Annotated in this window: 21 protein-coding genes and 1 other RNA gene; 10 read left to right on the top strand and 12 right to left on the bottom strand. The window is 59.0% G+C overall.

The genetic code is table 11. From position 1 onward, the window contains the following. Positions 1-27 precede the first annotated feature (27 nt). From LC059_RS10780 to LC059_RS10770, 3 genes are all read left to right on the top strand, one after another. Complete coding sequence (locus LC059_RS10780; RefSeq protein ID WP_226703854.1) at positions 28-1,353, top strand: L,D-transpeptidase family protein; 1,326 nt, start codon at positions 28-30, stop codon at positions 1,351-1,353. 15 nt (positions 1,354-1,368) lie between these two features. Continuing rightward, positions 1,369-2,832 (top strand): L,D-transpeptidase family protein, encoded by a 1,464-nt coding sequence (locus LC059_RS10775; RefSeq protein ID WP_226703853.1) that lies wholly within the window; start codon positions 1,369-1,371, stop codon positions 2,830-2,832. A 492-nt stretch (positions 2,833-3,324) separates the two neighbouring features. Then, on the top strand, positions 3,325-3,858 hold the full coding sequence (locus tag LC059_RS10770; protein ID WP_226703852.1) for a DUF882 domain-containing protein: 534 nt from the start codon (positions 3,325-3,327) through the stop codon (positions 3,856-3,858). A 78-nt stretch (positions 3,859-3,936) separates the two neighbouring features. Here LC059_RS10770 and LC059_RS10765 read toward each other — a convergent pair whose 3' ends face one another. Together LC059_RS10765 and LC059_RS10760 are read right to left on the bottom strand one after the other, a co-directional pair. After that, complete coding sequence (locus tag LC059_RS10765) at positions 3,937-5,148, bottom strand: imelysin family protein (protein ID WP_226703851.1); 1,212 nt, start codon at positions 5,146-5,148, stop codon at positions 3,937-3,939. Between the two features lie 66 nt (positions 5,149-5,214). Then, positions 5,215-5,907 carry an HAD family hydrolase gene (locus tag LC059_RS10760; protein WP_226703850.1) on the bottom strand — a complete coding sequence of 231 codons (693 nt, stop codon included), beginning with the start codon at positions 5,905-5,907 and terminating at the stop codon, positions 5,215-5,217. A gap of 429 nt (positions 5,908-6,336) precedes the next feature. Between LC059_RS10760 and rppH the strand changes: the two genes are divergently transcribed. Both rppH and ptsP read left to right on the top strand, forming a co-directional pair. Further along, a complete protein-coding gene (gene rppH / locus LC059_RS10755) occupies positions 6,337-6,840 on the top strand; it encodes an RNA pyrophosphohydrolase (RefSeq protein WP_226704120.1) in 504 nt (167 codons plus the stop codon). A gap of 129 nt (positions 6,841-6,969) precedes the next feature. After that, positions 6,970-9,249, top strand: a complete 2,280-nt coding sequence (gene ptsP / locus LC059_RS10750) for a phosphoenolpyruvate--protein phosphotransferase (RefSeq protein WP_226703849.1) — start codon at positions 6,970-6,972, stop codon at positions 9,247-9,249. 116 nt (positions 9,250-9,365) lie between these two features. Here the strand turns inward: ptsP and gcvH are convergent, their stop codons facing one another. Together gcvH and gcvT are read right to left on the bottom strand one after the other, a co-directional pair. Continuing rightward, on the bottom strand, positions 9,366-9,755 hold the full coding sequence (gcvH, locus tag LC059_RS10745) for a glycine cleavage system protein GcvH (protein ID WP_066961112.1): 390 nt from the start codon (positions 9,753-9,755) through the stop codon (positions 9,366-9,368). Between the two features lie 77 nt (positions 9,756-9,832). Then, a complete protein-coding gene (gene gcvT, locus LC059_RS10740) occupies positions 9,833-10,921 on the bottom strand; it encodes a glycine cleavage system aminomethyltransferase GcvT (protein WP_226703848.1) in 1,089 nt (362 codons plus the stop codon). A 359-nt stretch (positions 10,922-11,280) separates the two neighbouring features. On the opposite strand from gcvT, the gene LC059_RS10735 reads away from it, so the two are divergent. Both LC059_RS10735 and LC059_RS10730 read left to right on the top strand, forming a co-directional pair. Continuing rightward, a complete protein-coding gene (locus LC059_RS10735) occupies positions 11,281-13,062 on the top strand; it encodes an SLC13 family permease (RefSeq protein WP_226703847.1) in 1,782 nt (593 codons plus the stop codon). 173 nt (positions 13,063-13,235) lie between these two features. Beyond that, complete coding sequence (locus LC059_RS10730; protein WP_226703846.1) at positions 13,236-13,961, top strand: 2OG-Fe(II) oxygenase; 726 nt, start codon at positions 13,236-13,238, stop codon at positions 13,959-13,961. Positions 13,962-13,993: 32 nt separating this feature from the next. Here the strand turns inward: LC059_RS10730 and LC059_RS10725 are convergent, their stop codons facing one another. From LC059_RS10725 to LC059_RS10690, 8 genes are all read right to left on the bottom strand, one after another. Beyond that, positions 13,994-14,560 carry a CBS domain-containing protein gene (locus tag LC059_RS10725; RefSeq protein ID WP_226703845.1) on the bottom strand — a complete coding sequence of 189 codons (567 nt, stop codon included), beginning with the start codon at positions 14,558-14,560 and terminating at the stop codon, positions 13,994-13,996. Between the two features lie 120 nt (positions 14,561-14,680). After that, positions 14,681-14,965, bottom strand: a complete 285-nt coding sequence (locus LC059_RS10720; RefSeq protein WP_226703844.1) for a hypothetical protein — start codon at positions 14,963-14,965, stop codon at positions 14,681-14,683. Between the two features lie 212 nt (positions 14,966-15,177). Next, the gene (locus LC059_RS10715) at positions 15,178-16,404 is read right to left on the bottom strand and encodes a hemolysin family protein (protein WP_226703843.1); all 1,227 of its coding nucleotides are present in this window, start codon (positions 16,402-16,404) and stop codon (positions 15,178-15,180) included. Positions 16,405-16,410: 6 nt separating this feature from the next. Continuing rightward, positions 16,411-17,424: a rhomboid family intramembrane serine protease gene (locus LC059_RS10710; protein WP_226703842.1), complete on the bottom strand. Its 1,014-nt coding sequence runs from the start codon at positions 17,422-17,424 to the stop codon at positions 16,411-16,413. A gap of 145 nt (positions 17,425-17,569) precedes the next feature. Next, positions 17,570-18,805: a UbiH/UbiF/VisC/COQ6 family ubiquinone biosynthesis hydroxylase gene (locus LC059_RS10705; protein ID WP_226703841.1), complete on the bottom strand. Its 1,236-nt coding sequence runs from the start codon at positions 18,803-18,805 to the stop codon at positions 17,570-17,572. Positions 18,806-18,886: 81 nt separating this feature from the next. Further along, positions 18,887-20,173, bottom strand: a complete 1,287-nt coding sequence (locus LC059_RS10700) for an FAD-dependent monooxygenase (protein WP_226703840.1) — start codon at positions 20,171-20,173, stop codon at positions 18,887-18,889. After that, a complete protein-coding gene (gene pepP, locus LC059_RS10695; RefSeq protein WP_226703839.1) occupies positions 20,170-21,519 on the bottom strand; it encodes a Xaa-Pro aminopeptidase in 1,350 nt (449 codons plus the stop codon). The genes LC059_RS10700 and pepP overlap by 4 nt, the downstream gene beginning before the upstream one ends. A gap of 22 nt (positions 21,520-21,541) precedes the next feature. Beyond that, positions 21,542-22,114, bottom strand: a complete 573-nt coding sequence (locus LC059_RS10690; RefSeq protein WP_226703838.1) for a UPF0149 family protein — start codon at positions 22,112-22,114, stop codon at positions 21,542-21,544. Positions 22,115-22,468: 354 nt separating this feature from the next. On the opposite strand from LC059_RS10690, the gene LC059_RS10685 reads away from it, so the two are divergent. The 3 genes from LC059_RS10685 to ssrS all read left to right on the top strand — a co-directional run bounded on the left by LC059_RS10685 (position 22,469) and on the right by ssrS (position 23,334). After that, positions 22,469-22,675 (top strand): TIGR02449 family protein, encoded by a 207-nt coding sequence (locus LC059_RS10685; RefSeq protein WP_226703837.1) that lies wholly within the window; start codon positions 22,469-22,471, stop codon positions 22,673-22,675. Beyond that, the gene (locus LC059_RS10680) at positions 22,672-22,986 is read left to right on the top strand and encodes a cell division protein ZapA (protein WP_226703836.1); all 315 of its coding nucleotides are present in this window, start codon (positions 22,672-22,674) and stop codon (positions 22,984-22,986) included. Before LC059_RS10685 ends, LC059_RS10680 begins: the two co-directional genes overlap by 4 nt. 168 nt (positions 22,987-23,154) lie before the next feature. Then, positions 23,155-23,334: non-coding RNA, 6S RNA (ssrS, locus tag LC059_RS10675), on the top strand. The last annotated feature ends 45 nt before the right edge of the window (positions 23,335-23,379 follow it).

The following is a 23,379-nucleotide window of genomic DNA, read 5'->3' as shown; positions in this document are numbered from 1 at the left end:
CGTTTGGCACTTGTTCAGGGGTCAAAGATGGGTAACAGACTGGGTATTCAACGGAACTTGGGCGCTGCGGTCGTGATATCGCTCTCCATGGAGACAGCCGCGCTGGATTCCGCTGCAGTGGAATCCACCTCGTCCGACGCAACCGGACAGCAGACGTCACCACCGGCATCAGAGCAACAGATCACCCCTGTCGAGCGCGCCGAATTTGCCACCGCTTCCGGCTCTTATAGTCCCTACACGCCCTACGGGCGCCAGTATGCGCTGATGCGTGAAGAGCTTGCGCGCTACCGCGCACTAAGCGATGGCGAGCACTGGCGACCACTAACCGCAGGACAGACATTGGCGCCAGGAGTGCGTGACCCGCGCGTCAAAGAGCTCCGCAGCCTGTTAATGCTGTATGGCGACCTGCCCACCGCAAACGACATGGCCACTGCGGCGCTGGATGAAGGTCAGAAATCAGAAAAAAGCAAAGCTGCGGCAGAGCTGTTTGACGCCGATGTGCGCCGCGCGGTCGAACGCTTTCAGCGGCGCCACGGCCTGAATCCCGATGGTGTTGTCGACCGCACCACCCGCGAGCACCTGAACACACCACCAGCCCGTCGCCTCGCGACTCTTCAAGCCAACCTCGAGCGCTGGGAGAAAATGCCCAAAGATCTCGGGCCCCGGCACATCGTGGTCAATATCCCGGAATTCACTCTGCGGGTACTGGAGGGAGAGCAGGAGCAGTACCGCATGCGCGTCGTGGTGGGAAAACCCAAGCATCAGACGCCGCAATTGAGTACCCGCCTTACCCGTGTTGTGTTCAACCCCACTTGGACGGTACCGAGAAATATCGCCTTGCGCGAACTGTTACCGAAGGGGAGTGCCAACCTCTCCGCCAAGGGGTACCGACTGGTCAACAACAGCGGAAAATCTGTGCCTTTCAGTGGCCGCAACCTGCGAGCCCTGCGTCTGGGTAGCGTGGCACTGCGACAACGTGGCGGTGAGGGCAATGCATTGGGTCGACTCAAATTTATCATTCCCAACCAGCACGCAATTTTTCTTCACGACACGCAAATGAAAAACCTGTTTAGCCGCAGCACCCGCGCCTATAGCCACGGCTGTATACGGCTGGAAAAACCCCAGGAATTCGCGCAGCTCGTGCTCGCCAATCAGGGCTCACGCCCCGGCAAGTGGAATACGGAACGCCTTACCCGATACACCAGTGGCAGCCGTACCCGCGCTGTCGAGCTGGACCAACCAATCCCGGTACATATTGTTTACTGGACTGCCTGGGTGGACGAAGAGGGGCTGCTGAATTTTCGCCCCGACATTTACCACCGTGATCAGCCCGCAGGCAGCACAGCGCAGTGAGGAATGGGGGTTCCCATGAGCAGTACCATTTTCACAAGACCGCATTATCGACAAGCCAGCGCCTGTCACTTTTACGCCATCGTGGCGGTGAGTTGCTGTGCACTGCTGCCGATCACTGCATACACCTTCACGGAAGAAATGGCTGCCCCCCAGGTAAACCAAGAGAATCAGGTTGCGCCGAACGCTGCTGAAAAAAAGGCGGGCCCCGAAAAAATAGAACCTGCCCAGCCACAGCAAAAAACACAAAACGATGAACAGAATGACGAACAGAAAGATGACCAGGAAGATACACAGGGCGATGTGCAGCCAACATCAGAAATAGCACTGGAAGAGACTACAGGGAAACACAGCAAGAACGTCGGGGAAGTCGAACAAAACTCAAGTAAAGACAGTGTGTTGAATTTCGCCACCGCGGGCAACAGCCTGCGCGAACAGGCCGCGCGCTACCGCAAACTGGCAGAACAGTGGCAGCCCGTCTCTCCCGGGGCGACTCTCCGCGCGGGCGACCAGAGCCAGCGGGTGGCACAACTGCGCAAGTTACTGGAACTTTTCGGTGACTATCACGGCCAGCCCGGACCAGTGGTCGCCACCAGTGACAACCAGGATCGCTACGCAGACCTTTATGACGCCGGGCTGCAGCTGGCAGTGGAGTCCTACCAGCGCCGGCATGGTTTAACCGTTACCGGTATCGCCGATAGCGTTACCCTGAAGGAACTGGAGCGGTCGCCAGAGGAGTTGGCGCGTCTGTTGGAAATCAATGCTGAACGCTGGGACAAGCTTCCCGACAAACCGGGTAAACGTTATATCCTGGTAAACGTACCGAACTACCAGCTGCAATTGATTGATCAACAGCGCGTGGTGCTGTCGATGAAAACGGTGGTGGGAAAAAGCAGTAAACGGACCCCGGATATGACCACCAAGGTGGTTTCGGTGGTATTCAATCCAACCTGGACAGTGCCCCGCAGCATTCTGCTCACCGATCTTTTACCCAAGGCGCGCAACAACCCCGAAGCCATGCACAAACGCGGTTACCGGGTAGTGAAGTACGGCACCAATACCACCAAACCCATCAGCGACGAAGGTATCCAGAGCGCAGCCAGAGGCAAGGCCACCCTGCGACAAATCTCCGGGCCCGGCAATACGCTGGGACGGGTGAAATTTGTGATACCCAACAAACAGGCAATTTTCCTGCACGACACCCAGGCCCAGAGCCTGTTCGAACACCGGCACCGGGCTTTCAGCCATGGCTGTATCCGGCTGCAAGAGCCTGAAGAGCTGGCCTATGCCCTACTGGGCCCCCAGGGGTGGGACAGAACACGGGTGGCACAGGCGACCACTGGTGATGAATCGGTCACCATCAAGGTGGATGCCCCGCCCAGGCTATTCATTACCTACCTGACCGCCTGGGTGGACGCCTTGGGCAAAGTGCACTTCCGCCCGGACATCTACCACCGGGATAAGTCCTCTGTGGGTAACTGACCCAAAGGGGCCTTCTGGTATGAAGACGCTCACCCAGGCCCCCTTTGTCCTTCTTATTGAGTAAAACCTCCACCGCCTTCTTCCTTATATAGGGGCCGATACTGTGAGGTCTGGCCTTGTCAGAGGCCCCGATCAGCCGCTAAATCCCGATAAACTGCCGATAAAACCCGGTAGTCCCGCCGGTCCCCCGAAATAGTGCAGAAAATGGAACTCAGCAGTCGCAGAAAAATTAATTCCTAACAATGACAGCGTTGTCACTGATTTTTAGGGGCTTTAAGGCCTCGTCGCGATAAAAAAAATTCGATTGCCGTAGCCTGCTAGAAAAAAATCACCAGGTTATTTTTTGATCAATTCGCCATAACCATCGATCTGTTTGTAACCAATGATTATTTTTCGTACAGTGCAGCCATACCGAGACGCACCGGAAGCAACTCGAAGACTAGAAGCTCATGACGGCAACACTCACTACTAAACCAAAGGCGGTAACAGGGTATGAAAGAACTTTCACGACGCAGGTTTTTGGCAGTTTCTGCAGCTACCGCGGCGGCGGTTTCAGCCGGCCCCGCACTGGCAAAAGTAGGCAAGTCACGCACTTTGAAGATGCGTAACCTGCACACCGGTGAGCGCCTGAGTACCGCTTACTGGGCGGACGGCGACTACTCAAGCAGCGGCCTGAAGCAATTCAACCGTCTGCTGCGCGACCACCGCGCCAACGAAGTTACACGTATGGACCCGAAACTGTTCGATATCGTGTACAAGCTGAAAGAGAAACTGAACTACAACGGCGAAGTCGAGATCATCTCCGGATATCGCTCGCCCAAGACCAACGCCAAGCTCCGCGCAGCGGGCCGTGGTGTGGCACGCCGAAGCTACCACACCCGCGGTATGGCACTGGACATTCGTATGCCGGGTGTCGCTCTGTCCAAACTGCGCCGCGCAGCACTGGACCTGAAAGCTGGCGGTGTGGGTTACTACCCGAAGAGTAACTTCGTACACGTCGACACTGGTCCGGTACGTCGCTGGTAATCACCAGCCACGCTGGCCAAAACCAAAAAACCCAGGCATTGCCTGGGTTTTTTGCGTCTGGAGAAAGACTAACGAGCGCTATTCAGCAGCAGGCATGGTCACGCTCACCGGTGTCATTTCTTCCTCCCGCGCAGGTACCTCGGTGTCACCAGAGATCAATCCCAGCAGAGCCTCAATTTGCTGGCGGCCGCGCTGCAGTTCCGCCGGTGCCGCCAGTTCGATGGGATCTTCCATCTTCAGTAACCGCTCTTCGAGCTGCGCAAACGTCTGCGCCAGCGCCGAAGTCTGGTGGCGATCCAGCATCAGGTCTGCCAGTCCACCCCCACCTTCTGGCAGCCAACTGGCCTGAAGATTGCGCAGGGTCGCGAGTATTGCCTGCTTGGAGTCCGCGGCGAGCGGGCTTTCCACATCGCTTTCAGAACTTTCCGGCACCCGCGGCAATACTTCTTTGCGCAGCAGGTCGATGTGTGCCCGCCGGATCCATTGCAGTCGCGCCGCCGGCGCCTTGGCCAGATAACGCTGCGAAAGATCGTTGGCCGCAAGAGGCCAGCGCGCCGCCAGGCTGGAAAGGTCCTCGTTGATACCCTCGGTGATCAATCGGGTCAGTTCGCGGCGGCGATTGGAAGCCTGGGCTTCAGGGTGCTCGCCCCCGTTCGCACGGGCAAACTGCTCTGCAGTGCGCTCACTGGTCGGCCCCCACAACATGACCTCCAGCGCGTGAAACCCAGTGCTGGCCTCCTCGTGAGCAGTGAGGCGGTGCTGCTTGCGCAAATTGGCCAGGGTCAATTCGATGGCAGTGTCGTTGACGATGCCGCTGGTGGAGTAGCCCGGTACCGTATCCAGATATCCGGCCTGCACTGGCCAACTGTTCAGAGCCAGTAACAGGTCACTACCCTGCTGCTGCAAATCCGCAGGTGAGAAAGCCACCATAATAAACGGCAGAGCACCGGCCAGTTCCCGGTGTGCGTCAAGCCAGGCCAGCTTGGCGGCCTCCAGGTGATCTTCAGTAGGTGACTCCAGTAACTGCATCACCTCCCGCTGCAACGCCTGCCCTGCGGCCTCCAGGTCAATTACCTGCGCTTGCCCCGCCTGCCAGTACTCGGTAGAGAATGCATCCGCGGCGGCTGCATTGATTACTTGTGCCGGCGCCGCGGGCTTATCGGCTCCTGACTGGGCGTCGGGTGCATTGCGCTCGCAACCGCCTGCCAGCAACAGGCCTCCGGTCAGCGCAACCGCGAGGGGCAGAGCCCGCGCAAGGGATGGAAAAAATTTGAAGACTGCGTATTTCACGTGATTTCCAAAGTCGTTTAGAGCGTTTTAGAGGTCGATTTATTCGATAACTGCAAGGGCTTTGGGCTACAGCGACATCGCGCTGGCAAAGCCCGCGCTATCCCCACGCAGACTGATCACCCGCCAGCCTCGCGCCTGTGCCTCGTCGCGCAATTGCGCATCCGGGTCCACCGCCACAGGGTGCTCCACCTGTTGCAGCAGCGGCAGGTCATTGATGGAGTCACTGTAAAACCATTTTTCACCCTCGGCGTAGCGCGGGTGTTGATCCAGCCACTGCTGTAGCCGCACCACCTTGCCTTCCTGGAAGCAGGGCTGGCCGGCCACGCGCCCGGTGAATTTGCCATCCACTTCTTCCGGTTCCGTTGCCAGTAAGGTATCCACTCCCAACCGGGTCGCTATGGGCTCGACAACAAAACGGTTGGTGGCAGTGATGATCATGATGTGATGGCCTGCGTCCCGATGGTGCTGGATCAGGGTTTCCGCATGTGGCAGCCAGATATCGCCGATCACCTCGTGCATGAATTCCCGCTGCAGGTTTTGCAATTGTCCGCGGGACAGCTGCGCCAGGGGCTCCAGCGCAAACGACAGATAGGCAAAAATGTCCAGATCACCACGCTGATAGTCCTGGTAGAAGCGGTCGTTCTCGCTGCGGAAGCGCTCTCCGTCTACACATTCGCGGGTTACCAGGAACTCCCCCCAGGCGTGATCGCTGTCGCCGCCAATCAGGGTGTTATCCAGATCAAAAATCGCCAGCTGCACAAAAATCTCCTTTATTGACTATAGGGCACGGTTGACGCGCAGGTTGCCCGCGCGGCCATTTTTTCCGCCAAACCGGTACCGCCGTTCCATTTCGGGCAGCTAAAACTGCCTCCGCGGCGCCCTCAAGGCGGCTGATTTTACCCCGCCGCGACCAGGGTTACACCGACCAACGTCACCGAATTGCCGTAATTCGGTCGCTGTGGAACAATGCAGGACATTATGGTGCGGAGAGGCCTTTGTCTCGCAGATTGCGCACCAAACAAAATTGAGGACGGTATTTTGGGCGACGGCAAGCAGACTCCCGCCGGGCGTAAAAACCGCCGCAGACCCGCCAGATCATCCGCGCGCAACGAGAAATCCGGCGGCGGGAAAAACACCCGCAAACCGGGTGCGGAAAACACTGGTGCAGTTTCGGACAACAGCAGCAATATCGACAGCGAGGGGTTCCGTCCCAATGTCGGCATCATTGTTCTGAACGAACGCGGGCAGGCCCTCTGGGCCCGCAGGGTAGGCGGCAAAGACGCGTGGCAATTTCCCCAAGGCGGTATCAACCCGGGGGAATCACCTGAACAGGCGCTCTATCGCGAGCTTTACGAGGAAGTGGGCCTGACCCGCAGCCAGGTTACCCTGCTCGCCAGCACCCGCGGCTGGCTCCGCTACAGGCTGCCGCAGCGTCTGGTGCGCCGCCGCTCCGAGCCGCTGTGTATCGGCCAGAAGCAGAAATGGTATCTGTTGCAGCTGAATGCTGAAGAAAGCAACATCAGTTTCAACAATGGTTATAAACCGGAATTTGATCACTGGCGGTGGGTGAGTTACTGGCACCCGCTGACCAAAGTCGTGACCTTCAAACGGGAGGTTTACCGGCGCGCGCTCACGGAGCTGGCGCCCACGCAATTACAATTGGAAAGACGCTGGCTGAAGCGCGACCAGTAGCCCCTTGCTGGCCCTTGACCGCGGCGGTTTGATTACCGCCCGACGGGGGTTATAAGGAATCGAGGGAATCGCACAGCCAACGGCGGCACCGCTACAAGCGGGTCGTGAGAAAAGGCGAGGAAAGCCACTTTGCTCGGATCACTGCGCAGTATCGTTCAGGAAGTAAACACAGCCCGGGACCTCACCACGGCGCTCGACATTATCGTTCGGCGGGTGCGGGAGGTGATGAACACCAAGGTTTGCTCGGTTTATCTCCGTGACAAACAGTCCGGCAACTACGTGTTGATGGCCACCCAGGGACTGAACCAGGACGCCGTCGGCCAGGTCCATCTGGCACCCGGCGAGGGTCTGGTGGGCAATGTCGCCACCCGCGAGGAACCCATTAACCTCGATCGCGCCGAAGCCCACCCCGCATTCCAGTATTTCCCCGCCACCGGCGAGGAGCGTTTTTCCGCCTTCCTCGGCACCCCCATCATCCACCACCGCAATGTACTGGGCGTGCTGGTGGTACAGCAGGCGGAACGACGCCGGTTTGACGAGGGCGAAGAAGCATTTCTCGTCACCCTCTCCGCACAGCTCGCCGGCGTCATTGCCCACGCCGAGGCCACCGGTGCGCTGGCCAATATGGGCCAACAGCGCAACGAGGCGAAATTCACCGGCCTCGCAGCTTCCCCCGGCGTTGCCATCGGCCGCGCGCACATCGTCGCGCCACCGGCCAACCTGGCCACCGTACCGTTTGCCTGCACCATGGACGTCGAGGGTGAGCTGGCGCTATTTCACCAGTCCCTGGCAGCGGCGCGGAACGAAATCCGTGATGTGGGCGAGCGCCTGAAGAACGACCTGAACAAGGAAGAACGCGCGCTCTTCGATGCCTATATCAGCATGCTCGACGACAACTCCATCGCCGTCGAAGTGTGCGAGCGTATTCGCCAGCAACTCACCGCCAGCCGCGCCTGGGCCGAGGTGATGCTGGAACACGTGCGGCGCTTTGAGGCGATGTCCGATTCTTATTTCCGCGAGCGCGCCGCCGACGTGCGCGACCTGGGCGCGCGCGTGCTGATGCACCTGCGCCAGCAGGAGCAGAGCCGACGCGAATATCCGGAAAACACCATCCTGATTGGCGAGGAGCTCACTGCCTCGGTACTGGCCGACGTGCCGCGAGAAAAGCTTGCCGGTCTTGTCTCCATCAAGGGCTCCGCCAACAGCCACGTTTCCATCATCGCTCGCGCCATGGGTGTGCCGGCCGTGATGGGCGCGCAGGAACTACCCTGGGAGCAGGTGGACGGTGTCGAGCTGGTGGTGGACGGCTACCGCGGCGAACTGCATATTCACCCGGGCCCGGAACTGAAGCGCCGCTACGACGCCATCGTCGAGGAAGAGCGCGAGCTGGCGCGCAACCTGGACCACCTGGCAAAACTCCCCTGCGAGACCGCCGACGGCCACCGTATACGCCTTTGGGTCAACACCGGCCTGATGGCGGATGTGGTGCGCTCCCTGGAACGCGGTGCCGAGGGCGTTGGCCTATACCGCACTGAGGTGCCTTTCCTGCTGCGCGACCGCTTCCCCTCGGAAGAAGAGCAGCGAGAAATCTACCGCGAACAGCTGCAGGCTTTTGCCCCGCGCCCAGTAACCATGCGTACCCTGGACATCGGCGGCGACAAAGCACTCACCTACTTCCCCATCGAGGAAACCAACCCCTTCCTCGGCTGGCGCGGCATCCGCGTCACCCTCGACCACCCGGAGATTTTCCTGGGCCAGGTGCGCGCGATGATGAAAGCGAGTCAGGGGCTCGACAACCTGCGCATCATGCTGCCGATGATCAGTGGCGTGGGTGAGCTGGAGGCTGCGCGCAAGCTGGTCGACCGCGCCTACGATGAACTGGTCGACGAGGGCTACACTATCAAGCGACCGCCTCTCGGCATCATGATCGAGGTGCCTTCCGCGGTATACCAGGCGCGTGAACTGGCCAAGCGGGTGGACTTTATGTCGGTGGGTAGCAACGACCTGACCCAGTACCTGCTGGCAGTAGACCGCAACAACAGCCGTGTTGCGGGCATCTACCACAGTTTCCACCCAGCAGTGCTACAGGCGCTATTGCAGGTTGTTGTTGCGGGGCACGAGACCAGTACCAAGGTGGGAATCTGCGGCGAACTCGCGGGCGATCCCGGCGGCGCACTGCTGCTTGTGGCCATGGGCTATGACGTCCTTTCCATGAACGCTACCAACCTGCCGCGGGTAAAAGCCGCCCTCAGGGAAGTGAACAAGTCCCAGCTGGATCGTTTGCTGCAACAGGTACTGAAAATGGAAAGCCCGGAGCAAATCGAAGAAAAGCTGCACGGGTATTTGCAGGATCTGGGGATTGGCGGGCTGGTGCAGCCCCAGCAGACCGAGACGAGTTCAGATACATAAACAACTTAGAGGCGGTGATGGTTAGCAACAAGCTTTACCACCGCTTCCACTAAAAACGGAAACAAAAACGCCGGGCGCAATGCCCGGCGTTTTTGGTTCGGAACCAGGAGGGAAAATCAGCCCTCGTCGGCTTCCGCCTTGTACGCGTCCGCGTCCAGCAGCTTGTCCAGCTCGCTTTCATCGCTCGGCTTGATTTTGAAGAACCAGCCATCGTCGTACGGGCTGGAGTTTACGGTCTCGGGCTCGTCTTCCAGGGCTTCGTTGACCGCAATCACTTCACCAGAAATCGGCGCGTAGATATCGCTGGCCGCTTTTACGGACTCAACCACACCTGCTTCTTCACCGGCGGAAAGGGTCTGGCCCACTTCCGGGGTTTCCACGTAAACCACGTCACCCAGGGAATCCTGTGCGTGGTCACTAATGCCCACGGTTACGGTGCCGTCTTCTTCCAGCCGCGCCCACTCGTGGCTGGAGGCGTATTTAAGTTCGCTGCGAATCTCGCTCATGGGTTCTTCCCTCAAAAAAGCTCAAAATTAGCTGTAAACGATGTAGTTAAAAATCAGTACTTAGTAAATCGGCACACTCAAACCAGTGACTTGCCGTTGCGCACGAAGCTCGGCTTCACCACCCGCACGGGGATCAGCTTGTTGCGGATCTCAACCTGTGCAGTGTCGCCAACACTCACCGGCACCCGGGCCATAGCAATGGAGAAGCCCAGGGTGGGGGAGAAAGTTCCGCTGGTGATGATACCGCGGCGATCCGTGCCGTCCACCACAACCTGCTGGCCAGCACGCAGAACGCCGCGTTCTTCCAGCACCAGGCCCACCAGCTTGTTTTCCACACCGGCCGCTTTTTCCGCTTCCAGCGCCTCGCGTCCGACAAACTTGCGATCTTGCGGCTCCCAGGCAATGGTCCAGGCCATGTTGGCCTGAAGCGGAGACGTATCGTCGTCCATCTCGTGGCCGTACAGGTTCATACCCGCTTCCAGGCGCAGGGTGTCGCGCGCGCCCAGGCCGCAGGGAGACACGCCCGCATCAGCCAGTGCGTGCCAGAAGCCCGATGCGTCATCGTTGTTCAGCATGATTTCCAGGCCGTCTTCACCGGTATAGCCGGTGCGCGCCACAAACCAGTCGCCGCGAGCGAAGCTGTTGAACACCTTCAGACCATCGATCGCCGCGGTCCAGTCGATGCCCATGACTTCTTTCACCTTATCGATCGCTTCGGGCCCCTGAATCGCGATCATTGCCAGGTGCGGGCGCTCGGTCAGGGTAACGTCAAAGGCTGCGGCCTGCTGGTTCATCCACGCCAGGTCTTTTTCACGGGTCGCACAATTCACTACCACGCGATAGCCGGGGTCACGCAGATAGACGATCAGGTCGTCGACGACACCGCCTTTATCGTTCAACATGCCAGTGTAGAGCGCCTTGCCGGGGTTGCCGTCCAGCTTGGCTACATCGTTGGCCAGCAGGGTGCGCAGGAAGTCTCTGGCGCCTTTGCCGTCCACATCCACCACGGTCATATGTGACACGTCGAACATGCCCGCGCCCTTGCGCACCTTGTGGTGTTCTTCCAGCTGCGAACCGTAGTGCAGCGGCATGTCCCAGCCACCGAAATCCACCATTTTGCCGCCCATGGCGACGTGGGCATCGTAAAGCGCGGTTTTATTTCCCATTCTGTGCTGAATCCCGTGTCTTGAAACTGTTTTTGATACCAGATGAGGGCGCGGAATACGTGCGGTTAACCGCGAGCCTTCTTCTATGGCATGCCATCTATATGAAAGCCGCGTATTCTACCGGCCGCATAACCGCAGATGCCAGATGCCGATACTCTGCAAAGACTAGCAGCCACAGTGAAAAATATTACCCAATGCGGCATACGAAGCAGTCTTGGCGCTCTCACACCGATCTACACGGCACAGTGTTTTTGGCAAGGCTATATCAATATGCGAAAAAATAACTTTTGGTGCCAAACGCTTTGCAGTAGCTTTAGCTGACAAATACCCCGAAACGAACACATGTACCGCGCACAACTATGGATTGGTCTGGCTGGTTTTCCCTGTTTCTCGTTTTCGCCGTTCTGGCCACCCTGATATTCACCCGTATCCAGGCCTACCTGGTGATGATGGCGGCACTCACCCTGTTGAGTGTCACCGGCATACTATCCCCCGCGGAGGCTCTCTCCGGTTTCAGCAACAGCGGCCTGATTACCGTAGCCGCCATGTTTGTGGTGGCCGCCGGCATACACGCCTCCGGCGGTATCGACATGATGGTCAAGCACCTGCTGGGGCGCCCGGGCACGATACGCGCGGCAATGCTGCGGATTTTTGCCCCGGTAGTGGCCCTTTCCGGTTACCTGAACAACACCCCGGTGGTGGCCACCATGATTCCGGCGCTCAACTCCTGGGCCAAGCGCATCGATATCGCCCCGTCCAAGTTGATGATCCCCCTCAGTTACGGCGCCATCCTCGGCGGCACCCTGACACTAATCGGCACCAGCACCAACCTGGTGGTAAATGGCCAGTACCAAGCCATTACTGGTAACGACGGTTTCTCCCTGTTCTCAATCGCCGCGGTGGGGCTGCCTGCGGCACTCGCGGGTATCGCCTTTATGCTGGTGTTTTTCCCGCGCTGGCTGCCAGACCGGCGGGAGAAAAGACCCTTCGGCAATCTGCGCGAATTCACCCTGGAAGTGGCTATCGACAGCAGTGGCCCACTGGTGGGACAGACTGTGGAAGACGCGGGGCTGCGCGGCCTGCGCCGGGTCTACCTGGTGGAAATTGAACGGGATGATCACGTGATTGCGCCGGTGCGCTCGATCGAAATCCTGCGCGGTGGCGATCGATTGGTATTCGCTGGTGATACCGAGGCTATTTCCGACTTGCTGCGCATGCGCGGCATTGTGCCCTCGGATCACGTTGACGGTGACACGGTACTGACCAAAGGAACCGAAGAGCGCCGTCTGGTGGAGGCCGTGGTGTCCCCCCATTGTGAGGTCATCGGCAGGAGTATCCGCGACGCCGAGTTCCGCAAACGCTACGGCGCCGCGGTGCTGGCAGTAGCCCGTGAGGGGCGGCGAGTGGCGGGCAACCTGGGCAGCATCAAACTGAAAGCCGGCGACTCACTACTGCTGGAAGCGCGCCCCGGCTTCGCGCTTCGCCAGCGCTACAGCAAGGACTTCCTCCTGATCAATGACCTGGAGGCGGAGAGCCCGCGCCATGAAAAGGGGCTGACCGCCTGGCTGATCCTGATTGCGATGGTACTGGCCGCGGGCGCGGGGCTGATCAGTATGCTGAACGCCGCCCTGATCGGTGCCGGCGCCATGCTGCTGACCCGTTGCTGCTCGGTCAACCAGGCCCAGAAAAGTCTGGATCTGCCGGTGCTCATCACCATTGCCGCATCCTTCGCACTGGGCGTGGCACTGCAGAAGACCGGCGTAGCCGCGGTACTGGCAGAAGGCGTGATATCACTCTCCTATGGCCACCCATGGCTGATGCTGATCCTGGTGTACCTGTGCGTTTCCCTGCTCACCGAAATGGTGACCAACAACGCCGCGGCCATCATTATGGTACCTATCGTGCTGCAAATTACCGCCAGCGCCGGGCTCAACCCCGAGCCCTTTATGTTCGCGGTGATGATGGCGGCCTCCGCCAGTTTCGCCACCCCGCTTGGTTACCAGACCAACCTGATGGTGTATGGCCCCGGCGGTTACCAGTTCTCGGACTACCTGAAAGTAGGCATTCCCATGAATCTACTGGTGGGCGCGGTCACCGTGACCATTTTGCTAACCGGTTGGGACCTCACTTTGGGCCAGTAACTGTTCAGGGTTAAATACCCATTTTTAAATACCAAAAGTTTTGCTGGCGCAGCATCAGCGGTGGCGGTATAAAAGCCGCCCTGATCAACCTGCTGCGCCCGATGGCCCACTCCCTTGCCGGCACCCGCCGGCGCCGGCCGATTCCCCGCGCAGCCACTTCGGAATCGACCTGATTGAACGCTGCTCTACCCTCTGCGGAAGCCTCCGCGGAACCTTTCCTGCGCAATGTCCAGCACAAGGCCCAGAACAATGACTGGCAAAGGGGCCCCGATGGTGACGATCCGCTGGACCGGATTGCCAGTGCGCTGCGCGAAACCGGTTATATCGTACTGCCCGCACCACTGCCGCCGGCACTGCTGGGTTCATTGCTGCGGCATTTCCGCTCCATCGATCGCGCGCGCTTTCAGGCCGCCGGTATCGGTCGCGAGCAGGAGCATCAGCTGAACCAGTTTGTGCGCACCGATGAAATTTTCTGGCTGGACAAAAGCAACCCGGCTGTGGCCGCTTATCTGGGCTGGGCGGAAACACTGCGCCTGGGGCTGAACAGGCGGTTGTTTCTGGGGCTGTTTGATTACGAATGCCACTACGCCCGCTACGACCGCGGCAGTTACTACAAGAAGCACCTGGATGCGTTCAAGGGGAGCACCAATCGGCTTGTGAGCACCGTGCTGTACCTCACGCCCAACTGGCAACCCAAGGACGGTGGTGAGCTACAGATCTATGCCCCGGACAGCGATACCGTGATCGAAAAGGTGGCACCGCGCTTCGGGCAGATGGTGATTTTTCTCTCGGAGGAATTTCCCCACGAAGTGCTCACCAGTAACCGGCCTCGCTACAGCGTCACCGGCTGGTTCCGTGTGAACAACAGCCTAGGGGAAACCATCGACCCGGCCCGCTAAGGGCCGGCTCGACAAAAGGTAAGCAAGCGCAATCAGTGCACCGCAGCGACCGCGCGCAATAACTCGGCAAGGTTTTCCGGCGCCCCAATCGTGTATTCCATATGCAGGCGCGCGGCGACATCTTCGGCACTGATCACACCTCGCACATGATGCCGGTTCATATCCACCACCAGGCAGTGGCGTTGCCCACCGTTGCGCATGCTCGCAAGGACATCGCGTACGGATGTATTTTCAAGCTGCTCGCGATTCAATAACTGCAGGCGATTGCGACGGCGCATCAGATCACCCACGGTCAATTCACCGCGCTTCACCCCGTTGGCCACATACTGCATCACCCGCTGATACGACACGTCTTCCGCACTAAGCAGGCCGACAAAATCGCCGCGGTGATCCATCACCAGAACCCAGGACAGATGACCCGTGCGCAACACCTGGGCGGCATCCAGCGCTGACATGGAAGCGGTCAGAACCGCCGGGTGGTGCTTCTTAAAATCCGTTACGAATTCGAGCGCCGGCGAATCCAGGCTCAACTCGTGAAACTCTTCGGGGAATACCAGCTTATCGCTGTCCTGCAGAGGGATCAGATCCAATTTCTTCATGACAATAATTCTCTTTGTCCGGGCGCAGGACACCACCTTCGGAAAGCACTGCGACCAAATAATTCTGAGGTGCTGGCGACAAAGCGGAGAGCCGCCAGCACAGGATTCGATAACGAAGAATTATTGCCCGACGGGCGGCCCGCGAATGGGGTGCGCGGTATACACCGCTTGAGAGAGACGGGCTTCTGGCCGGAGAATGAGAGCAGAAGCTGTGGGGGAGAAGGTTGTGGATACAGTGGGGACCGGTGAAGCATCCGGCTCGTCGGACTGCTCGGTGTCGCTATCCAACAGGAGTGCGCGAACTACCTTGTCCGTAGATTCTGCCAGTAAAACCTGTCCCTCTGCGCGGGCCTCAGCGCAGAGCAGTACAGATTGCAGCAGTATCAGCAGGATTCCAACGCGCACTTTACATTCACTACTTGAATCAAAAACTTCTTAAAGTGTTACCAGGGATTTACAACGCCGAGGCAAAGTCAGCGGCGGTCATTCACGCCCCTGTTACACCTTTTATCCGCCCGAACGGGACATTTTTCAAGTGCCTTGCGATGAACCGTTGAAATACTCCGTTCATCCCACGGGAGAATCTGGCAAATCGGCTCACCCAGAGACGGCGCCTATCACGGCTTTTCGCCCCCTTTGCCTTTGCCTTTGCCTTCGGGCTTGTCGCTATCCGAACCGGCCCCGGTGTCAGGCGCGCCCGGCGATTCCGATGCATCTTCGCGCAGTTGCCGCTGGATTTCTTCCCGCAGCAGATCTTGTGGCTCCTCACCCGCCTGCTCACGCTGCGCCATTTCGTCGACCAGCAACCCATAGCGCTTGGAGCGCCAGCGCCACAGGCGTTTTGCCAGCTCCTGGCGGTCCGGAGTCTTGTCCGCTTCGTCGACGATCTCTTCGCCCAGAAGTGCCTCAAGGATATCTTCCAGGGTCACAAGGCCTTCCAGACTGCCGTATTCATCAACCACCGCGGTGATCTGCACACGCCGGGCCAGCATTTTGTGAAATACCTGATAAATGGCCGCGGTTTCCGGCACCATCAATAAGTCCCGCCGCAAGCTGCGCAGGCTGTCTTCGCGCACGCCGCGTGAATACTCCAGCAGCAGATCCTGCTTGAGGATGAAGCCCACCACCAGATCCGGGTCGTCATGCTCATACAGGGGAATCCGCGAGAAGCGGCTCTTCTCTATCTGTTCGTAGGCGTCGCCCACGCTCATATTTTCGGAAAGTGAAAAAACCACCGTGCGCGGTGTCATCACTTCGCGCACGGTGTGATCCCGCAGGGTAAAGAACAGGTTATGCATGATGCTGGATTCACGTTGCTCCAGCTGCCCTTCCGCCTCGCCAATCTCCGCCATCACCGCAAATTCCTCGCGACTGAAACCGGTCAGGGTCGGCCCGTGGGCCAGGCCGCGGGTCAACCACTCCGACAGCCAGACAAAAGGCTTCAGCAGCAAAACCAGATAGCGCAGAACATAGGCGGTTGCCGGGGCCAATTGCCGCCAGTACACCGCGCCAAGTGTTTTTGGAATAATCTCGGAAAAAACCAGAATAAGCAGAGTCAGTATGGCCGAGGCGATACCCAGATAATTACTGCCAAACACCGACGCCGCCTGGGCGCCCGCTCCGGCGGCGCCCACGGTATGTGCCACCGTGTTGAGGGTTAGAATCGCGGCGAGCGGCGCATTGATATCTTGCTTCAACCGCCTCAGCAGGCGCCCGGATTTATGCCCCTCACGCTCCAACAGGCTGATATAGGGACGAGTAACACTGAGAATAACGGCCTCGGCGATGGAGCAGAGGAAAGAGAAACCCAGCGCGATCAGAACGTAAATGATCAGTAGCAGCATGGTCGATCAGAATTCTTTGTGGGAAACGGGAGCGGCGTCTTCACTGCACGGACGCGCGGCGGAAAAATACCGCCGCGCACCGCCCGCTGCGCAGAACACCAAAGCGAGGATCAGGCCTGCGGCAAAACCGCCGATATGCGCGGCATTGGCGATACCACCAGGGATAAAGTAATCCACCACACCGAGCATACAAACCAGTAGCCATACCAGCGCCAACCAAACCAGCGATGGTGGCACATCGCGCCATGCTGGCTGCCAGCGCTGAATCACAAACGCCGCACCAAACAGTGCGTAAACCACACCGGACATGCCGCCAAACAGATTCTGCGGCGCCCAGTAGTACTGCGCCAGATTGGACACCGGCGCACTGATCAGAACAAGAAGTGCAAACCACCAGGTGCCGGCGCGCGCCTCCAGCGAGCGCCCCACAATCCAGATGCCGAGACTGTTGAACAACGCGTGCGGTAAAGAAAAGTGCACCATCGCCGGCGTCCACAAACGCCAGAACTCTCCCCGCACCAGGTGCCAGGCGAGAGACGACTGTGAAGCATCAAAGTCACTCGGTCGCTGGGGGAAAATGACTAATGGCTCCGCCAGCCCCTGGCGCAACATAAACCAGCCAATAAAACACAAGGCAATCAGGATGAGGCTCAGCGGCGTCTCCCGCAGAGACCACTGGGGAATAACCGATGGCGGCACTATAGATCGCGCTTCGGCGTTTTGCCCGGTCGCTGCAGCCTCCTCGGAACCCTGCTCTCCACTGTTCGACTCCTGCGCCGGCGTCGGAGCATTCTCATCGTAGGTGTGCACCTGTACCTGCGACAGATCCACGTCCCCCTGCTGCCAGCGCAGCAACAGTTGCTTCATTGGATCAACAAGCTGCGGCGCCAGGCTGGCCACACACTGGCGATTGTTTTCCTCGGTAATACGCAGGGGCAGTTGGTGACGGCGAATAAAATCCGCCACCGCAGTCAGGTCTTTGCTCAGGGGGAATTCACAGACGGTGATCCAGTTACTCAAATGCGGCCTACCTGAAAATAAACATGGGATGGCGCGACTCTAACAAATTTCTCAGGGGGATTCCGGTGAACCCCGATCATGCACAAAAAACGCGGCTTTTATGCCGCGTCTTTTGTACCAGCGATCCGCTACCGGGCCTGTGTTTTTACACCGACATGGCACGCATGATGATGCGCTTTTTCAACAACGGGCTGGCATCCACCATACTCAGGCCGGTATTGCGCAACCAGCGCCAGTGCAGATCGCCAGCGCCGAACAAAGACTTGAAAGTACTCATGGCCTTGAGGGTTGCCGCGTTCTCGCCGCGACGACGGCGCTGGTAGCGGGTGAGCACCGAAGCATGCGCCGGAGAAATATCCCGCTTGAGCGCGCGATCGATTTCCTCCGTCAATACCAGCACATCCATCAGGCCCAGATTGACCCCTTGCCCGGCAAGGGGGTGAATACTGTGGGCCGCATCGCCAATCAATACCGCGCCGGGGCCAAAATAGGATTCCGCGTGGCGCGCACGCAATGCGAAAGAAAAGCGCTCGCTCACAAACTCGACCGCACCGAGCCGGCTCTCGAACGCTTTCTCCAGGTTCAGGGCAAACGCCTTGTCATCCAGCATCACCAGTTCGCGTGCGAGGTCGTCGTCCGCAGACCAGACCACCGCACAGTGGCGATCGTCACCGAGCCCGGAAAGGGGTAAAAATGCCAGCGGGCCGGTATCCAGAAAACGCTGCCAGGCGGTGGACTCGTGAGACTTTTCACAGCGGGCCACACATACCAGCGCGGTCTGCTGATATTCCACATCGCGTGTGCGAATACGCAACAGATCACGCACCCGCGAACGCGCACCATCGGCGCCGATCAGCAGCCGCGTCGTCAGCACCGGCGACTGGGTGTCCAGCCCTTCGACCGCATCCCGGTCCGGACTGCGCGACTGCAGGTGCCAGAGACCGCAGTCCCGCCACCAGCTCTCCAGTTTGAACCCGGTTACCAGATCGACATTGCTCAACTCGGCAATCCGCTCGCGCAGCGCCGCCAGTATCACGCTGTTCTCCACAATATGGCCGAGGTTAGGCAGCTTCACATCGCGACAGTCAAACCAGACGGAACCCGTGCCCTCCGCATCCCACACTCGCATCTGGGTGTAGGGGCATTCGCGCTTGCCGGCGATACGCTGCCACACACCGACTTCTTCCAGCAACGCGCGCGAGGCTTCGGTGAGTGCAACAACGCGGGCGTCGTAACTGTCTTCACGAACCTGGGGGTCCACGTTCGATGCCTCCAGCAGCGAAATACGCATCTGCGGATGCCGCACGGCGAGCAGTGCCGCCTGGGCCATCCCGACCATGCCGCCTCCGACAATGGTCACGTCCATTCGCTGTCTGTTCATCGGCAGTAACTCCCCGGAAAAATTTGATTGAGCGGCCAGACCGGCATCAACGGCCTGCACAGCTGCACCGTTATAGTGTGACTAGAGCGCAAGTCCAGCAGCCTGACGGGCAAAACCCGTGCGCAGTGCAGGTGCCAGGGCCAATCCCAGCAGTCCCGCCTGCCGCAGGCCGCCCAGCAGCAGGCTGCGGGAGGCAAACAGGGGCGGGATTCGGTCACTGAACCCGATGGTCAGCTGCTGATCATGTTGACGTTCGCGCCAATAAGTCTCAAGTAAGTCTAGCTCTCCGGGACCGGATTGCCCGAATTCCGGGGCCTGAGCCGCCATTGCCCGACCAATGGCGCGAGCCAGCCCGTCGCAGTCGCGCAGGGTCAGATTGAACCCCTGCCCGGCCACCGGATGCAGGAAATGCGCACAGTTGCCTACAAGTACCAGCCCCCTTCGCACCTGCTCGCGAGCCAGGGACAGCTTGAGCGGGTAACCCTGTACCTGCCCCGCCCGCACGATACGCCCAGCGCGCCAACCAAAGGTCTGCTGCAGGTGGCGGATAAACTCTTTTTCGGGCAGCGCCGCCAGCCGTTCCCAATCGTCCTGCTCGCAGGTCCAAACCAGTGCGGCACGATGTATTCCCTCCCTGCGCGGCAGAGGCAAGAGTGCCATCGGGCCACTGTCGGTAAAGCGCTCGAACGCCACGCCACCGTGATCACTCTGTAAACCCACCGTCGTCACCAGCGCCTGCTGGTGATAGTCCACCTCTTCCGTGGCTACTCCCAGCCGTTGGCAAAGAGGCGAATTGACCCCGTCTGCGACGACCAGAAGGCGCGCCTGCAGTGTCTTCAATTCGTCCGTTTCATCACTCCCCGCGCGCCACAAAAGTTGGGCGCCCTCGGCATTCATCGCCACTGCAGTGACTTCCGCCGGAGCGAGCACTCGCACACTGGTGTTTTCCAGCGCACGGTATAGCAAGGGGCCGAGTGCGGCGTTCTCGATCACCGCCCCGAGCATGCCGTCGAAACAGGCCGCCGATTCCCGCTCAGCGTGCAGGCTGGCCCCCAGGGAATGGCCGCGGTCGGAAACCTGCACCCGGGAGATGGGCGCCGCGTGCTCGCGCAGTGATTTCCACAGGCCCAGCTCATCAAAAATCTGCAGGCTGCCGGCGGCGATGGCAGTGGCACGGGTATCGAAGCTTGGCAATTTCAGGGTAGCGGCGCTGTCTGGCAGCGAATGCCGTTCCAGCAGGGAAACACTCAGGTCCGGGCAGTGGTGGGAGAGCAACAGTGCCAGGCTGGCCCCCGCCATACCGCCGCCGACGATTGCGATATCGGTCTGTGTACTATCAACCTTTTTTTCCACAACCTTTTTATTCACAACAGGGCTCCCTGTACCAGATCGCCGGAGCGCATCAGGTACTCGATATCCTCAACGGACTTGGGCGCGGCGGCAGAAAGTATCTGCGGCCCGCTCTTCAGCAGGGCGACATCATCTTCGATACGGATGCCGATACCGCGGAATTTTTCCGGCACCGCCGCATCTTCCGCACCAATATAGATTCCCGGCTCCACCGTCATAACCATGCCCGGCTCCAGCTGGCGCCACTGGCCGTGAACCTTGTAATCACCCACATCGTGTACATCCATTCCCAACCAGTGCCCCACACGGTGCATATAAAAGCGGCGGTAGGCTCCGGACTCAATCAGCCCGTGCAGATCCCCTTTCAGTAGTCCCAGGTCTTTCAGCCCGCGGACGATAACCTCAACGCTGGCCAGGTGCGGGTGATCCCAGTCGTTGCCGGCAACAATTTTTTCGATCGCGGCCTGCTGGCTGGCCAGCACGATTTCATACACCGCTCTCTGCGGCCCGCTAAAGCGACCGTTGACGGGAAAGGTCCGCGTGATATCGGCAGCGTAACCGCGGTATTCACAGCCCGCATCAATCAGTACCAGGTCACCATTTTTGAGCGACGCACTGTTGGCAATGTAGTGCATCACGAGCGCATTGCGGCCGCCACCGACGATACTTGGGTAGGCGGGCTCACGCGCACCGGCGGTGGCAAAGGTGTGCAGCAGCTCGGCTTCCAGCTGGTATTCGTACATACCCGGTTTGCAGCGCTGCATGGCTCGGCGGTGGCCTTCGGCACTGATTTCTGCGGCTTTCGCCATCAAGCGGATTTCCGCCGCACTCTTGAACAGTCGCAGATCGTGCAACTGTGGATCGAGACTCACCATCTCCGGGGCACGCGCTCTGACTTGTGCACTGTTTCCCGGAGCCTGCTCGATCGCCTGCAGATATCCCTGCAAGCGGCGGTCGAGCTGGGGGAAGCGCCCCATGGTGTAATAAATCAGGTCGCGCCCCTCCAGAAGCCCCGGAAGAATGTCATCCAGGTCGCCGATGGGAAACGCATCGCACAGGCCGCATTGTTCTGCAGCGCGCTCCGGGCCGAGGCGCGGGCCGTCCCACATTTCTTTTTCCGTATCACGCTCGCGGCAGAACAGCAGCGTCTCGCCCTGTTTGCGCCCCGGGATCAAAACCAGCAGGGACTCGGGCTCCTCAAAACCGGTTAAGTAGGAAAAATCGCTGTCCTGGCGAAACGGAAAATAGGTATCCCGCGAGCGCAGTTGCTCGCGAGCAGCGGGCACCACCGCCAAGCTGTTATCGTCCAGCGCCTCGATCAGGCGCTGGCGGCGACGGGCGTATTCGGCTTTGGTAATACTCATGGTGACAACCGCATTACAGCTCTCAGTGCAGGGTAGGACCCGCGGGGTGTTTCTTTTCACCGGGATCGGAAGGCGGATTACACTCCACAAAAATATTCATCGCTGCCATACGTACATACTCCAGCACTTCGAACAGCTCCCGCTCCTGCTCCGCACCGTTTTCCAGAGAAGTCGCATCCAGTTGTGCAATCTCCGCAAAATCCTTCAGCGCTTCACTGCTGGTAGGTGGCAGCTCACCGGTGTATTTCCCAATTCCGAAGCCATGCAGAAAACCTTCGCACCACAGGCACAGTGTCTGGCCGCGTTCGGCCAGTTCGTCAGAGTTACTGAGCAGCGGCTGAAAGGAAAAATTTTTATCGGAAAGATCCCGTTGACTCTGTTCGGCGAGAACGAGACTGTCACGGCTCAAATCTGCTGGCAGTGCATCCAGATCGAGAAATTCCGCCACTTCTTTTTGCCAGCGCTTCTTGTCTGGTCGCGCACCTGCGGCGAGCAGGCCGCAAATGAATCCGTGTAATTCGCTCGGCCCGATTTTGCCGCCCGCGGCCACTATCTGATTGGCGAGCTCATCGAACGAAACCGGCTCTGCGGACATATAAACTCCTGAAGACCTCTGCGAAGTATCATCGGCGAGGTAAAAAACCAAGCCCAATAAACGATCCGCATTCTGCTGAAAATTTGAACGGTGACCGGGAAATTCGCACAGGGCTCCCGGACAATGAATGGGTACAGCGTGGATGAGCGAATAAATCGCCAAATTGGCGAAATATTGACTCGCTCTCGACCCTTAATACGCCTTATTTACGCCATATAGCAATTAGGGGCAATTGACCCCTAAATACACCGGCAATATAGTAGCGGAATCCCCCGCCTTACGCAGGTCGTTAGACCTATGGAACTCGGTTGCATCTCTCTCTAGAGAACGGGGGCCACGGAACACGCAGGAATTATGGATAAAATACAGGCGTTAGAACTCAAGCTGGATTCACTGTTGCAACAGTGCCAGCAGCTGGCTGCAGACAATCGCGCGCTGCGCGAGCAGGAAGGCCAGTGGCAGAAAGAGCGCCAACGGCTGATTAAAAACAACGAAGTGGCTCGCAGCCGGGTTGAAACCATGATCAACCGACTCAAGGGCCTGGGCCAAGAAAACGGATGAGCAGTAAACCGCAAAACTCAGCTACGGTTGCCGTAACGATACTCGACAAGGAGTATCGCGTTGCCTGCTCGGAAGATGAGCAGCCCGGCCTGCAGGCTTCAGCAAAGCTGCTCAACGAACGCATGGCAAAAATCCGCAACAGCGGCACCGTTATCGGCGCCGAGCGCATCGCGGTGATGGCGGCCCTGAATATTGCCCACGAGCTGATCCAGGCCAAGGCAGATCTCGCCCGGCAACCGGTAGAAGAACAGATGCTCGATCGCCTGCACGAAAAAGTGCAGGCCGCGCTGGAAAAGTTCGACAACCTGTAAGCGCAATCTCGCGCTTTCATTCCCGGAATACTCTCTTCATCCTCCGCCCTGTTTCCTGCGGACAACCCTCCTGTGCGCACGATCGACATCACTTGACTATCGTTAAAAAGCAACTTTTGGCGGGAAAGTCCGTTTAGCCTTGGTTGGCCACAAGAGGTATACTTATCCCTCGCCCTGAAGTGTTGGCCAGTTGACTATGTCCTGAGCCGATAATTCTACCCTGGAGGATCCCAGCGGATGTTGGTGTGCAAGTCCGCCACGCAGCGGAAAGCCTTATGCATTCCGGGAGCCCCCACCTTGAGCCTTACGGTTCAAGGCTATGTCATCAGCCGCATTTTCGGGGCACCTGATTTCCCTCCCTGCGCCGCTCACACAATATTCGTCCAGCCAGCA

The sequence above is a fragment of the Microbulbifer elongatus genome (genome assembly GCF_020524885.1).
Taxonomy (GTDB): domain Bacteria; phylum Pseudomonadota; class Gammaproteobacteria; order Pseudomonadales; family Cellvibrionaceae; genus Microbulbifer; species Microbulbifer elongatus_A.
Note: the sequence above shows the minus strand (reverse complement) of the source record. Positions and strands in the feature narration are given on the sequence as shown.

Bases quoted from the DNA above. Each gene is read 5' to 3' on its own strand.
- pepP (WP_226703839.1), bottom strand. From the start codon at position 21,519: ATGAGTATTACCAAAGCCGAATACGCCCGTCGCCGCCAGCGCCTGATC.
- LC059_RS10705 (WP_226703841.1), bottom strand. From the start codon at position 18,805: ATGAACAGACAGCGAATGGACGTGACCATTGTCGGAGGCGGCATGGTC.
- LC059_RS10725 (WP_226703845.1), bottom strand. From the start codon at position 14,560: ATGAAGAAATTGGATCTGATCCCTCTGCAGGACAGCGATAAGCTGGTA.
- LC059_RS10685 (WP_226703837.1), top strand. From the start codon at position 22,469: ATGGATAAAATACAGGCGTTAGAACTCAAGCTGGATTCACTGTTGCAA.
- LC059_RS10770 (WP_226703852.1), top strand. From the start codon at position 3,325: ATGAAAGAACTTTCACGACGCAGGTTTTTGGCAGTTTCTGCAGCTACC.
- LC059_RS10780 (WP_226703854.1), top strand. From the start codon at position 28: ATGGGTAACAGACTGGGTATTCAACGGAACTTGGGCGCTGCGGTCGTG.
- LC059_RS10715 (WP_226703843.1), bottom strand. From the start codon at position 16,404: ATGCTGCTACTGATCATTTACGTTCTGATCGCGCTGGGTTTCTCTTTC.
- gcvT (WP_226703848.1), bottom strand. From the start codon at position 10,921: ATGGGAAATAAAACCGCGCTTTACGATGCCCACGTCGCCATGGGCGGC.
- gcvH (WP_066961112.1), bottom strand. From the start codon at position 9,755: ATGAGCGAGATTCGCAGCGAACTTAAATACGCCTCCAGCCACGAGTGG.
- LC059_RS10690 (WP_226703838.1), bottom strand. From the start codon at position 22,114: ATGTCCGCAGAGCCGGTTTCGTTCGATGAGCTCGCCAATCAGATAGTG.
- LC059_RS10735 (WP_226703847.1), top strand. From the start codon at position 11,281: ATGGATTGGTCTGGCTGGTTTTCCCTGTTTCTCGTTTTCGCCGTTCTG.
- LC059_RS10775 (WP_226703853.1), top strand. From the start codon at position 1,369: ATGAGCAGTACCATTTTCACAAGACCGCATTATCGACAAGCCAGCGCC.
- LC059_RS10680 (WP_226703836.1), top strand. From the start codon at position 22,672: ATGAGCAGTAAACCGCAAAACTCAGCTACGGTTGCCGTAACGATACTC.